Below are 12,132 nucleotides of genomic sequence, written 5' to 3' on the forward strand. Positions count from 1 at the left end.
TTTGGAATTTGATGATATTCAAAAATTAATGACCGGGTTTGAGCATTCCTCAACCCGGGAACTTAAGATTGATGACCACGGTTTCCACCTTTACCTAAGCAAGAATAACCAATCGGCACCCGTTAAAGTTGAAAAGCAGGTTAACGCTGGTGATGAAAACGGCGCTGCCGAAAAGCCAGCCACTGATTCTAATACCGGCGCAATCAAGGCACCGTTGGTGGGAACTGTTTACCTGCAGCCGAAGCCAGACCAGCCAGCCTATGTTAAAGTCGGTGACCATGTCCACAAGGGTGACGTGGTTTGTGTGATTGAAGCGATGAAGATGATTACCGAGGTTAAAAGTGACCGTGACGGTGTGGTTAAGTCCATCGACGTTGAAAATTGTGACCTCGTAGAATTTAACCAGTCATTGTTTACCATTTCGGAAGGAGAATAATTAATGGCTAAAGTTAATTTAGACTCAACAGATATTCAAAAAATCATTCCGCACCGTTATCCAATGCTGTTGATTGATCGCGTTGAGGAATTAGAGCCTGGAAAAATGGCGGTTGCGAGACGAAACGTGACTATTCATGAAGAAGTATTTAATGGTCACTTCCCCAATAATCCGGTTTTGCCTGGCGCTTTGATTGTCGAATCTTTGGCGCAGACCGGTGCGGTTGCTTTGCTGTCTGCCCCCGAATTTAAGGGAAAGACGGCCTATTTTGGTGGAATTCATTCTGCTGAATTTCGGAAGGTTGTTCGCCCTGGTGACTCAATGCAGCTAAAGGTTGAACTAACTAAAATTCGGGGCAATATCGGCGAAGGAAAAGGAACCGCCTTGGTAGATGGCAAACGGGCATGTACCGCTGAAATGACCTTTATGATTGGCTAGGTGAGTTGAATGTTTTCGAAGGTATTGGTTGCTAACCGGGGTGAAATCGCTGTGCGGATTATCCGTTCACTCCGGGAATTAGGAATAAAGTCGGTGGCAATTTACTCAACCGCTGACCGGGAAAGTCTCCATGTTCAGTTAGCAGATGAGGCGGTTTGTGTCGGGACGGCACGGCCACAGGATTCATACTTAAATATGCAAAATGTCTTGGCGGCTGCAGTCGGTACCGGTGCGGAGGCAATCCATCCTGGCTTTGGCTTTCTTTCTGAGAATGCCGAGTTTGCAGAAATGTGTGCTGAATGTGGCATCACGTTTATTGGTCCGCGTTCTGAGACGATTGACCTGATGGGGAATAAGGAGCACGCCCGTGTCCAAATGAAGAAGTGTGGTGTTCCAGTTATTCCTGGCAGTGACGGTTACATTCGTGATTATCGGGCGGCGGAACAGGTTGCAAAGAAGATTGGTTATCCGGTCCTGTTAAAAGCGGCTGCCGGGGGTGGCGGAAAAGGTATTCGCCGGGTCGATAGTCCTGACCAGATGGAGCGGTCCTTTAGTGATGCTCAAAATGAGGCCCGCCTGTCATTTAATGATGATCGGATGTATTTGGAAAAGATCATGACCGACGTTAAGCACATCGAAGTTCAGGTCTTTCGGGACCAGTTTGGCTATGCGGTTTACTTTCCTGAACGGGATTGTTCATTGCAACGTAATAAGCAGAAGGTCCTTGAAGAAAGCCCCTGCTGCCTGATTACACCAAAGCAGCGGGCCGCACTTGGTAAAATTGCTCTCCGGGCTGTGAATGCTATTGACTATTTGAACACGGGGACGCTTGAATTCTTAATGGATAAGGACCATCATTTTTACTTTATGGAAATGAACACCCGGATTCAGGTTGAGCACACCGTTACGGAAATGGTTACGGGAATTGACCTTGTTAAAGCACAGTTAAAAGTTGCTGACGGGCAGCCGTTGCCATTTAAACAGGATGATATCCGTTTGAACGGGGTCGCAATTGAATGCCGGATTAATGCCGAAGACCCGGCAAAAAACTTCATGCCTTCAACTGGGAAGGTCAATTACCTTTACCTGCCAGTGGGCAACCTCGGGATGCGGATTGATACGGCCCTTTACCCGGGAACAACGGTCACGCCATTTTATGATTCCATGATTGCGAAGGTGATCGCCCATGGTCATAATCGGCAAGAAGTAGTTGAAAAATTAAAGCGTCTTTTAAACGAGATGGTAATTATGGGAATTCATACGAACCAAAACTTCCATTTAGCAATCCTTAATGATCCTGGATTTTTAGATGGTCACTTTACCACGACCTACTTAGAAAAGACGTTTATGCCACGTTGGAAAGGAGGGCAGGAACATAATGAAACTCTATGAGCAAGATAACACACTATCGGCCCAGCATGTGAAGGCTGATAAGCAAGCAGACTCGAAGGTACCAAATGGCCTTTGGCGAAAGTGCCCAAAGTGTGGGGCCACGGTCCTATCTAAGCAAATTGACCAATACGCGACCTGCCCGTCCTGTCACTATGGATTTCGAATCAGCGCGCACCAGCGTTTGAAATGGGCGGTTGATCATTTTTCTGACCTCGATGAGCGGCTGATTTCTGACGATCCGCTAAGTTTCCCAGGCTACAAGAAGAAGCTGGTGGCCTGCCAAACCAAAACGGGGTTAAACGATTCAGTTTTGACCGGAGAAGCAAGCATTAAAGATATGCACTTTGCGTTTGGCGTAATGGACCCTACCTTTATCATGGGTTCTTTAGGAACGGTAACGGGTGAAAAGATCACCCGGATGTTTGAACGTGCGACGGCACAACGATTACCCGTCGTTTTGTGGACGGCTTCTGGTGGTGCCCGGATGCAGGAAGGCATTATGTCGTTAATGCAAATGGCCAAGATTTCAAATGCGGTGGCACAACATTCGGCGGCGGGACTCTTGTACATTGTGGTTTTAACGGATCCCACGACGGGTGGGGTTACTGCTAGCTTCGCGATGCAAGGTGATATTACCATTGCTGAGCCCCATGCCCTAGTTGGCTTTGCCGGTCGCCGGGTCATTGAACAAACCATTCAGCAAAAGATCCCTAAGGACCTCCAGGATGCCGAGAACTTGGTCAAACACGGTTTTATCGACCGGATAGTACGACGAGAAGATGAAAAAGCGGAATTATACCGGTTACTAAAGTTGGGAGGTGGCAGAAATGACGAAGAATAATGCAGCAGCAGTGGTTGCTGCTGCCCGGAGCAAGCAAAAAATCACTACAAAAGAACTTATTACGCAATTATTTCCTAATTTTATTCAACTTCATGGTGATCGTTGTGGCGGCGATGATCCGGCAATCGTTGGTGGTCTAGCTACTTTTGCTCATCAACCGGTAACCGTCATTGCCACCGACCGCGGAATAGCAATTGAAGAACGGGTCGCAACCCACTTCGGTTGCCCCACCCCTAGTGGTTATCGTAAAGCATTACGATTAGCTAAACAGGCGGCCAAGTTTCACCGGCCGGTTCTTTTTTTTGTAAACACTCCGGGTGCTTATCCTGGCCAATCAGCCGAAGAGGATGGACAAGGTGCCGCCATTGCGGACAACTTGTTACAGATTAGTCAGTTGCCAACACCCATCATCACCGTTATCTTTGGTGAAGGCGGTAGTGGGGGTGCTTTAGCGTTGGCCTGTGGTGATGAGGTCTGGATGCTAGAAAATAGCACTTATTCGATTTTATCTCCAGAAGGTTTTGCTTCAATCCTGTGGAAAGATAGTAGTCGCAGTGACGAAGCAGCGGAAATTATGCAACTGACGCCTAGCGACCTTTTAAGAAAGCGGGTAATCGAAGGCATTATTCCCGAACAAGCTGATCACCAGCAAGTTACGGCTGAAATTCGCGATGTCCTTTCTAAGCGGTTAAAAAAGTTGAATGAATTTTCTGGTGCGGAGCTTTTGAAAAGGCGCCAAAAACGGTATCGGAAATTTTAAGAGGAGCGAGAAAAAAGAATGGGAATTTTAGATCAAAAGAAAATTATTGTGATGGGGGTTGCAAACCGGCGTTCAATTGCGTGGGGATGTGCCCAAGAAATGGCTAAGCAAGGAGCCAAAATCATTTATACCTACCAAAATGAACGGATGAAGAAAAGCGTTAGTCGACTAGTCAATGACGATGATCACCTGATTGAATGTGATGTGTCAAGCGACGACAGTATTTCGACTGCTTTTCAAAAAATCAAAAGTGATTTTGGCAAAGTTGACGGTATTGTTCACGCCATTGCCTTTGCCAAAAAGGAAGAGTTGAACGGTTCAATCCTTTCAACAACGCGGGCGGGCTACGCACTTGCCCAGGATGTTTCCGCATATTCACTTCTGGCAGTTGCAAAGTGTGCGCATGATTTAGACCTCCTAAATGACCCCGCTAGCATTGTCACTCTGACATATTTTGGCTCAGAACGGGCAATCCCGGGCTACAATGTAATGGGCGTTGCCAAGGCGGCCCTGGAAGCCAATGTCCGGTACTTGGCCCGGGATATGGGTGAATACGGCGTCCGGGTTAATGCTATTTCTGCTGGAGCAATGAAAACACTAGCGGTCACCGGGATTGGTGGTCATTCTAATCTTTTGAAGATTTCAAAAGAGCGGACAGTCGATAACCAAAGTGTTACCCTCGAAGAAATTGGTGATGCTTGCGCCTTTTTGATGAGTAATTTATCCACGGGGGTTGTTGGTGACATTATTTATGTTGATAAGGGTGTCCACCTGATTTGAAAATAAAATGCAATATAAAAGATCCGCAGCGTTCAACTTAATGAGCGCTACGGATCTTTTAGTATTTAAGCTATTTTTCTTCTTTCTTCTGATCGTCGTTATCATCATCAGCCTGAGATTTTTTCTTCAGCTTTATATAAACGACCTTGAACTTCTTAACATAAGAGTTTTGCAGGTCTAAAGGTGTGAAGGAGAAGTTGTCCACCCGAATCGGCTGACCAACCTTTAAATCATACTGACGTTCCAAAAAGAAACCGGTCAACGTTGTAACTTCAGACTTTTCAAACTGAGCGATTTTAGTGTGGAAGTATCGTTCAAAGTCGTCAAGCGGCATCTTCCCAGATACTTCATAGGTTGGATTCCCTTTGGCATCGGGATCCTTCTTTTCAATCATGTCAGAAGTGGCATGGTCAATTTCTTCGCCCACGGTACCAAAGAGTTCTTCATAAATATCCTTATCTGTAATAATACCAGAAGTACCACCGTACTCATCCTGGACAACAACGATTGGGACCTGCTTCTTAACCATGGTTTGCAGGACACTGGTGATGGGTTCATTCTCATAAACGATGGGGATTCGCCGCATAATTGTTCGAATTGACTGCTGGGGATTGATTTGGTTTTGCCGCATCACATCGTAGGAGAAGATGTACCCTAAGATGTGGTCTTTATCATTATTCGCAACAACGGGGACCCGGGTAAACTTCTTTTCAAAGTAAAGCTTAGCGGCGTCTTCAATTGAAGCTTGAATATCAATGACGGCCAGCTGGGTCCGGTCAATCATGATATCTCCGGCAACCTTATCATTCATTTCAAATGCTCGCTGCATGAAAAGAACATCCTCTTTATCCATTTCACCCGCCTTTTCAGACTGACGAGAAAGGGTCACAATTTCATTTTGCGAATAAGTATCTTCTTCAGGCTGAACGTTAAATCCTAATAGCTTAGTGACCCCTGCAGCAGCCACCGCGAACAACCATACGAATGGGTAAAAGATCGTGTGGAAGAACTGAACGGGGTGAACAATTGCTAAAAGGATCGGTACCGGGCAGTCAATTGCCATGTTCTTAGGAACCAAATCAGTAAAGACGGCGTGGAAGAAAGTGAAGATCAGAACACCGATAACTGGTGCCAGTGGTTTCAACACGCTTTCGGGAATCAAGTGAATCTTCATAAGTAAGTCGGTAATGAACTCATCACCAATCCACCCTAAAATCAGCGACGTCATGGTAACACCAACCTGGGCAGTTGATAGGTACTCGTTCAGGTTATTGACCATGTGAATTGCTCGCTTGACTTTCCGTGTCTGGCGGAGTTCGGCTAGTTCGCTGGGCCGAACCTTAACAACTGAGTATTCTAGCAGCGTGAAGAGGGCCGCAAGAAGAAGAATCAATATAATAACAACTAATCTAAACCAATAAGATGACCATAGTGCATCCATATTACAAACTTCACCTAGGCTTTCATTTCTATTTTCATATCTATTGTATCAATTCACTTTTTAGGTGACCAACTATTTAGTAAAAAAGTGCGGTAAAATTAGTTTAATTACATTAATGGGGTGAATTTAATGGGAAATCAGCACGAGGCAGTTAAAAAAACGACCCGGTTAAAAGAAATTGTGGCAGTGATGCGAAAGTACCACTTTTTGTCTAACTTTTATCGGCAGGGAAATCCAGAAGCAATCTGTGCTGCCTTGCAGGAGCTGGGTCCAACCTTTGTCAAGTTGGGGCAAATTCTGTCGACACGACCAGACTTAGTTTCCCCTGAATACGTTAAAGCTTTACGGAAACTGCAGGATCAGGTCACCGCGGACCCCTTTAGTAGCGTTGAGCATACCTTTGAGGCGGCAACCGGGAAGAAAATCGCCACAACCTTCGTTAATTTCGACCGCCACCCCTTTGCCTCAGCATCAATCGGCCAGGTTCATCACGCGACATTATTTGATGGGACGGCTGTGGTCGTTAAGGTCCAACACCCAACGGTTACCCAGTTAGTTAACACTGATTTGGCATTGTTACGGCAGGCAATTAAATTATTAAAGTATGTGCCCACCGGGAAAATGGTGGTAGACCTGGACAAGACGCTAGATGAACTCAGCCGGTCTCTTCTTAGTGAAATTGACACCCTTAAAGAGGCGCAAAATGGGGCCGAGTTTTACCACCTGAATAACGGGGATGGAATTTTTCAAGTACCTAAGGTCTATCTGACTGACTGTGCACCACAAGTCCTGGTAAATCAGACGATGACAGGAGAAAGTATTCGTACTTTATTCAAAAAGAGCGATGATGAAGCAGTTATTAAACGCAATAGGTACCTTGCGGAGGCGCTCGTGCGAAACTTCATGAAGCAGGTTTTTGTTGACCACTTTTTCCATGCCGATCCACATCCAGGAAACATCTTATTTAGTCCTGGTCAAAGTGGTGAACAAAAGATAACCAGGAAGGTTGATAAACGAGTAGGGAGCCGTCAGGTTTCGTATCGCCAATTAGAGGAATTACCACCATACCGACTAACTTATCTCGACTTCGGGATGATGGGGCGGTTAACCCCGGTGATGGCAGATGGTATTGCGGAAGTTATTCTTGCATTAACAACTAAGAATAATAACCGCATCGCGCGGGCTGTTTTAGGGATTTGTAACCAGACTGGGGATTTGAATGAAAACCAGTTTACCAGGCAGCTAGCAAAATTCCTCCGTCCTTATCTTGCGGAAGGTGTCGGGCAGATTGACTTTGCTAACATGCTTTACCGGATTATTCAACTATGTCAGAAAAATAATTTACAAATCAAACCCGAAGTGACCCTGCTAATTAAAGCTTTTGGGACGTTAGAGTCCACGGTAGCTAAATTGGATCCTGATATTTCAATGATGGCAGTTGCCCGACCATTTGGCATTGCTTATTTAAAGCGTAAGCTTAATGCGCGTAATCTAGTGGACGATAGCATTTTTCAAAGTATTGCCACTTTGCAATCAATAAATAAATTGCCAGAAAAGATTGATACGGCACTAGAAGCCTTTAGCAACGGAGACATTGAAATTAAGTTACGGTATAAAGAACAGTCAAAGCTTCTCAAACAGGTCGAACGAATTACTAACCGCTTCCTGGTCGTCATTATCTTAGCAGCGGTCATTTTAGGGTCGTCTTTGCTGGTAGAAAACAGTACGCAACATCCCCATATCTACCATCTAGGTGTAACGGGGTACGCGATATCGATTGCCGTCATCATTATCTTGCTCGTTAGCGAATTGGTCCATCGTTTTCGGCGCTGGCGCAACCAGAATAAGTAGGCGTGGCGATCACTTATGAATAACGATATGGAAGTTATTTTGATTGCATTAATGACCGCCTTTGTCTGGGGAACTACTATCTTTTTGGTGTTAGTTCGTCACTTTGATAACCAGCAGACAATCTTACGGTACAACTTCTGGATAACCTTCTTGATGGTCGTCAATATCATGGTATGTCTCCCTGCCTTATTCTTGGTTAATCAGCAAGAATTAAGCTGGTTAGGCAACCTGGCTTGGCTACTATCATTTGGTACCGACACGCTCATAACGGCTGGCTTAGTTATTTTCATTCTGATTTCATGGTCATGGCACTACCAACGGTTACCAGTAAATTTTGATTTTTTAGTCGTGTTAGGGGCCGGATTGAATAAGGGGAGGGTCCCACCAGTACTAGCAGCGCGGCTTGAGCGTGCTTATTTACTTTGGCATTCTAATTCAACTGCCAAAGTAATTGTAACTGGTGGACGGGTTCACCAGGATGAGATTTCCGAAGCTGTTGCGATGGCAGCCTATTTACGGAAGCGTGGTATTCCATCGAAACAGATTATCTGCGAAGAAGCTGCCCTTAACACATGGCAAAATTTACGGAATTGTGCGAAGATTATTAATAAAAAATGGACAGGGGCGGCTATGCCACAAGTGGTAGTTGTTACTAGTTCATTTCATGTTTTACGGGCAAAGAGCTATGGCCATCGGCTCGGCCTGCACTTTAATTTTACTGGGGCGACAACACCATGGCCGTATTTACCATTAACAACCATTCGTGATTACCTCGGTAATATCCGTGATCATCGCTACTTTGCAACCATGATTCTGCTTATCGTATTACTAATAATAGGAGTAATTTTATATTAATAAAGCGACTTGATGACTGATTACTCAGTGTTCAAGCCGCTTTATTGCTATTTGTTCTTGTAGACCGCAATTTCAATTAAGTTGTTATCGGGGTCGTGAACATAGATTGAGGTCATCGCTCCTTCGGAACCGTGCTTTTCAACCGGGCCCTCAATTACATCAATATAGTAACTTTTCAGGTGATGAATAATATCGTTTAACTTGTCACCGGCAACAATGCAAAAATCGGCAGCACCAATTGCCGGTTTGGCTGCTTTTAAGTTTGTTGGCCGGTCACCCTTTTGTAAGCGAATCAGTTGGTGACCACAGCGAAGGGTAATTAGGTGGTCGTTGCTTTGCTTATCAATAACGGGCATATCAAAAACTTCGTGATAAAAGCGCATCGATTCTTCAAGGTCACTAACTGTCAAAACGATATGATCAATTCTTCGCATTTTCATATGTAAATTCCTCTTCTCCTGAGATAATATTATACCCTAGTTGGGCCGCCGATGTCAGTTAGCTAACGGTTGGGATATTTTGGGTGCAAAGAGGGTTGATATTTATATCAATAGCTGATCCTTACCGTATCAGTGGACCTATATTAGTCAGGGCAAGGGCGCTCTGATGTTCATAAATTGAACCCTTACAGCGTTTTTGTTAGATTATAAGCAATTCATGGAAAGTGATGGTGATGGACTTGCTAGAATTTGTTGACCATTTTTTTAATGCCTTTGGTGCGACAATCGTTGTGCCAATAATGATTTTTATTATCGCTCTACTTTTAAGGTTGCCTTTTAAAAAGGCCCTCCTTTCCGGTATTTACGCTGGGGTCGGTTTAACCGGATTTTCTTGGATTATTGGAATGTTCACGCCCGTTGTTACGAAAATGATTCATCAAATGGTTAATAACTCAGAAATTAAGTTACCAGTGGTAGATATCGGCTGGCAAGCTGGTGCACTGGCTAGTTTTGGTTCATCGGTGGGCCTTTCCTTCTTTGTTTTTGGCTTAATCGCCGAATTTATCCTGTTTGCTGTAGGGGTCACGAAGGTCTTCATGCCTTCCAACTTATGGAATAACTTTGGCTTCATGATTTGGGGGACATTAGCGTACTATGTTACTGATAACTACTGGTTATCAATCGGCCTTTCATTCTTTATTTTGCTATATACCTTGCTCCTTGCCGAAGTTCAAGCAGATCGTTGGTCTTCATATTACAAAATTAATAATGCAACAGTTTGCGCCGCGCAAAATATTGTCCAAACTATTCCTGCAATCATCTTGGACCCGCTTTGGAATATATTAAAATTGAACCGGATTAAGTCAACACCGCAACACCTGCAACAGCGGCTGGGGCTTTTAGGGGAGCCAACTTCATTGGGAGCCCTCCTTGGCTTACTTATTGGTATTTTAGCTAATTTACCCCGTCTTGCTAGCTATACTGCTTGGGGACAGATTTTGAGGTTTGCCATTCAATTATCTGCCGTGATGACTATTTTCCCCCTTGTGACCGACGTTTTTGCACAAGCCTTTAAACCGTTAGCTGAAAGTATCGATCAACAACGGCTCAAAAAGGAAAATGATAAAAAAGGAAGTGCTGATCCAGTCGATGATCGTAAACGGTGGTTTTTAGCAGTTGATGACGGTGTCGGTTATGGCGAACCGGCAACGATTATCGCCGGAGTGATCCTAATTCCAATTATGGTCGCCATTGCCTTTATTTTGCCCGGTAATAGGTCCCTCCCGGTTGTCGACTTAATTGCGCTACCGTTCATGATTGAATCAATTGTTGCGATTACTAATGGTAACATTTTAAAAGTAATTGCCAACGGAATTGTCTGGTTCAGTATCGGCTTATACTGTTCTAGTTGGCTTGGTCATATTTACACCGGTGCGATTACTCATTATGGCGCTGCTATCCCTGCTGGAATAGTTTTAGTAACTAGTTTTAATTTGATGGCACGGCCACTTAACGCCCTCGTGTTTGCGGCCTTTATTTCGCGAAATCCAATTTGGATCGCTCTGTGTATTGTCATTTATTTAGTACTCTTATTTGCTCTGCGGCGTTATCGCCCACAAGTTTGGCGGTATTTACGAAAACGGGCGGCCCTTAATGGGGGAACGAAAAATTAAATAAATAATTACCCTGAAATTAGTACAATAGTGCGAAAGATTAAAGTAATTTTCTTTAGTCTTCCGCACTATTTATTATGGGTAAAGGATTTGTAACCAGCATTAATAAATTGGTTAAGCATTTTAACCTCATGATACCATTCATCATCCTTAGTAAAATGATGACGCTTATTAATGGCAAATGAACCATGAAGAAAATATAAAAACAGGGTCTTTGCGTCTTTGTTGCCAAGACCAGTACGTTTCATAATTTGCGGAACCATTCGTCCACCTTCATAATTAGCAATTCGTCCAATGATGTATTCACTAAGGTCGGGATCCATGAGTAACGAGCGGTACTGTGGTGAGTCAGCGATTCGCTGGCAGGTAGGTAGTAGAGATTCATTTTTCTTCAAAAAATCAACTGTTATATTACTAGCTAATGTAAGATTGCTATTAGGGTGATCCGAAATCATTAACGCGTCGTCAAGGACGCTATTTAGGAGCGCAGACAAATTATTAAAGTGAAGGTAAAAGGTCGACCGGGTAATTCCCGCTTTTCGACATATTTGTGCGACAGAGAGCTGGGAATAGTTATGATTATTGATTAGATTAAGAAACGCTTTTTTAATAACCTGGATAGTATATAGTGTCCGTCGATCTGTTTTACGAATAGTCATTATTAACTCCCTTACAATTTCAATAATGTGTCATGAAGAAAACAAGTTTGACAAAAGTGTGCTTAACTTATTGTTAAATTTCTTTTAGCCTTTTCCTAAAACTTGAAAGCACTCAAAAGGGCTAAAGCCCATACCAACTCTGGCTTTTCTTTAATAAAATTAGTTTCAAACGGCTGCTTGAAGAATGGTTTGAACATTATGCGGTAAATAAGCCATGAATTGATTAATTGTTTGATCGATGAAGTCTACTTCCTGTGACTGTAATGTCTTCAATAGGTAGACCAATGCCTCAATAAATTTAACTTCTGGCAAGCTATCATTCATCAGATAGAATAAGTCACCAAGTGTCCGGTCGTCTTTATTAAGCCGCTCTTGCCAGGCTAAAAGAAGGTAAGTCATCGCCGTGACAGTAATTTGGACAACTTGGCCATCATAACTTTGAATTTGTGATTTATTAAGCCGCAAGTATTGTTTGGCAGTCTTGAAATAAGTTTCAATTGACCACCGCCAACTATATAATTGGATGATCTGTTGGGGTGTCAGTTTGGTATTAGTTGATGCTAAAA

The 12,132-nt window shown here is 43.7% G+C and carries 13 protein-coding genes; 9 read left to right on the forward strand and 4 right to left on the reverse strand.

Annotation, left to right across the window (positions count from 1 at the left end; all coding sequences use genetic code 11):
• Nucleotide 1 precedes the first annotated feature (1 nt).
• Genes FD32_RS03940 through fabI form a run of 6 tightly spaced genes read left to right on the forward strand, consistent with a single transcriptional unit; the run spans nt 2 to nt 4,647 of the window.
• Nucleotides 2-436 (forward strand): acetyl-CoA carboxylase biotin carboxyl carrier protein, encoded by a 435-nt coding sequence (locus tag FD32_RS03940; RefSeq protein WP_047767586.1) that lies wholly within the window; start codon nt 2-4, stop codon nt 434-436.
• A gap of 3 nt (nt 437-439) precedes the next feature.
• Complete coding sequence (fabZ, locus tag FD32_RS03945) at nt 440-874, forward strand: 3-hydroxyacyl-ACP dehydratase FabZ (protein ID WP_047767588.1); 435 nt, start codon at nt 440-442, stop codon at nt 872-874.
• A gap of 9 nt (nt 875-883) precedes the next feature.
• A complete protein-coding gene (gene accC, locus FD32_RS03950; protein ID WP_047767591.1) occupies nt 884-2,266 on the forward strand; it encodes an acetyl-CoA carboxylase biotin carboxylase subunit in 1,383 nt (460 codons plus the stop codon).
• Nucleotides 2,253-3,107 (forward strand): acetyl-CoA carboxylase, carboxyltransferase subunit beta, encoded by an 855-nt coding sequence (gene accD, locus FD32_RS03955; RefSeq protein WP_047767593.1) that lies wholly within the window; start codon nt 2,253-2,255, stop codon nt 3,105-3,107. Before accC ends, accD begins: the two co-directional genes overlap by 14 nt.
• Nucleotides 3,094-3,867, forward strand: coding sequence for an acetyl-CoA carboxylase carboxyltransferase subunit alpha (accA, locus tag FD32_RS03960; RefSeq protein WP_047767595.1), 774 nt, complete (start codon nt 3,094-3,096; stop codon nt 3,865-3,867). Before accD ends, accA begins: the two co-directional genes overlap by 14 nt.
• An 18-nt stretch (nt 3,868-3,885) precedes the next feature.
• The gene (gene fabI / locus FD32_RS03965) at nt 3,886-4,647 is read left to right on the forward strand and encodes an enoyl-ACP reductase FabI (RefSeq protein ID WP_047767597.1); all 762 of its coding nucleotides are present in this window, start codon (nt 3,886-3,888) and stop codon (nt 4,645-4,647) included.
• A 70-nt stretch (nt 4,648-4,717) separates the two neighbouring features.
• Here the strand turns inward: fabI and FD32_RS03970 are convergent, their stop codons facing one another.
• The gene (locus FD32_RS03970) at nt 4,718-6,088 is read right to left on the reverse strand and encodes a hemolysin family protein (protein WP_047767599.1); all 1,371 of its coding nucleotides are present in this window, start codon (nt 6,086-6,088) and stop codon (nt 4,718-4,720) included.
• A 129-nt stretch (nt 6,089-6,217) separates the two neighbouring features.
• On the opposite strand from FD32_RS03970, the gene FD32_RS03975 reads away from it, so the two are divergent.
• Entirely contained in the window at nt 6,218-7,939 is a 1,722-nt protein-coding gene (locus FD32_RS03975; protein WP_047767601.1) for an ABC1 kinase family protein, read from the forward strand.
• 15 nt (nt 7,940-7,954) lie between these two features.
• Nucleotides 7,955-8,794: a YdcF family protein gene (locus tag FD32_RS03980; protein WP_047767603.1), complete on the forward strand. Its 840-nt coding sequence runs from the start codon at nt 7,955-7,957 to the stop codon at nt 8,792-8,794.
• Between the two features lie 47 nt (nt 8,795-8,841).
• On the opposite strand, the gene FD32_RS03985 is transcribed toward FD32_RS03980, so the two are convergent.
• Nucleotides 8,842-9,234 (reverse strand): VOC family protein, encoded by a 393-nt coding sequence (locus FD32_RS03985; RefSeq protein WP_047767605.1) that lies wholly within the window; start codon nt 9,232-9,234, stop codon nt 8,842-8,844.
• Nucleotides 9,235-9,467: 233 nt separating this feature from the next.
• Here FD32_RS03985 and FD32_RS03990 point away from each other — a divergent pair, with 233 nt between their 5' ends.
• Nucleotides 9,468-10,907, forward strand: a complete 1,440-nt coding sequence (locus tag FD32_RS03990; RefSeq protein ID WP_152666503.1) for a PTS galactitol transporter subunit IIC — start codon at nt 9,468-9,470, stop codon at nt 10,905-10,907.
• A 68-nt stretch (nt 10,908-10,975) separates the two neighbouring features.
• Here the strand turns inward: FD32_RS03990 and FD32_RS03995 are convergent, their stop codons facing one another.
• Both FD32_RS03995 and FD32_RS04000 read right to left on the reverse strand, forming a co-directional pair.
• Nucleotides 10,976-11,566 carry a TetR/AcrR family transcriptional regulator gene (locus FD32_RS03995; protein ID WP_047767606.1) on the reverse strand — a complete coding sequence of 197 codons (591 nt, stop codon included), beginning with the start codon at nt 11,564-11,566 and terminating at the stop codon, nt 10,976-10,978.
• 165 nt (nt 11,567-11,731) lie between these two features.
• A partial coding sequence (locus FD32_RS04000) for a transposase (protein ID WP_156410635.1) occupies nt 11,732-12,132 on the reverse strand: 401 nt, incomplete at its 5' end.

It is taken from the genome of Limosilactobacillus panis DSM 6035 (assembly GCF_001435935.1).
In the GTDB taxonomy this organism is placed as follows: Bacteria; Bacillota; Bacilli; order Lactobacillales; family Lactobacillaceae; genus Limosilactobacillus; species Limosilactobacillus panis.

What these genes read in the sequence shown, in the direction of transcription:
- FD32_RS03990 (WP_152666503.1), top strand. Translation starts at nt 9,468, where the DNA reads ATGGACTTGCTAGAATTTGTTGACCATTTTTTTAATGCCTTTGGTGCG.
- fabI (WP_047767597.1), top strand. Translation starts at nt 3,886, where the DNA reads ATGGGAATTTTAGATCAAAAGAAAATTATTGTGATGGGGGTTGCAAAC.
- accD (WP_047767593.1), top strand. Translation starts at nt 2,253, where the DNA reads ATGAAACTCTATGAGCAAGATAACACACTATCGGCCCAGCATGTGAAG.
- FD32_RS03985 (WP_047767605.1), bottom strand. Translation starts at nt 9,234, where the DNA reads ATGAAAATGCGAAGAATTGATCATATCGTTTTGACAGTTAGTGACCTT.
- accC (WP_047767591.1), top strand. Translation starts at nt 884, where the DNA reads ATGTTTTCGAAGGTATTGGTTGCTAACCGGGGTGAAATCGCTGTGCGG.
- fabZ (WP_047767588.1), top strand. Translation starts at nt 440, where the DNA reads ATGGCTAAAGTTAATTTAGACTCAACAGATATTCAAAAAATCATTCCG.
- FD32_RS03970 (WP_047767599.1), bottom strand. Translation starts at nt 6,088, where the DNA reads ATGGATGCACTATGGTCATCTTATTGGTTTAGATTAGTTGTTATTATA.
- FD32_RS03980 (WP_047767603.1), top strand. Translation starts at nt 7,955, where the DNA reads ATGAATAACGATATGGAAGTTATTTTGATTGCATTAATGACCGCCTTT.
- FD32_RS03975 (WP_047767601.1), top strand. Translation starts at nt 6,218, where the DNA reads ATGGGAAATCAGCACGAGGCAGTTAAAAAAACGACCCGGTTAAAAGAA.
- accA (WP_047767595.1), top strand. Translation starts at nt 3,094, where the DNA reads ATGACGAAGAATAATGCAGCAGCAGTGGTTGCTGCTGCCCGGAGCAAG.
- FD32_RS03995 (WP_047767606.1), bottom strand. Translation starts at nt 11,566, where the DNA reads ATGACTATTCGTAAAACAGATCGACGGACACTATATACTATCCAGGTT.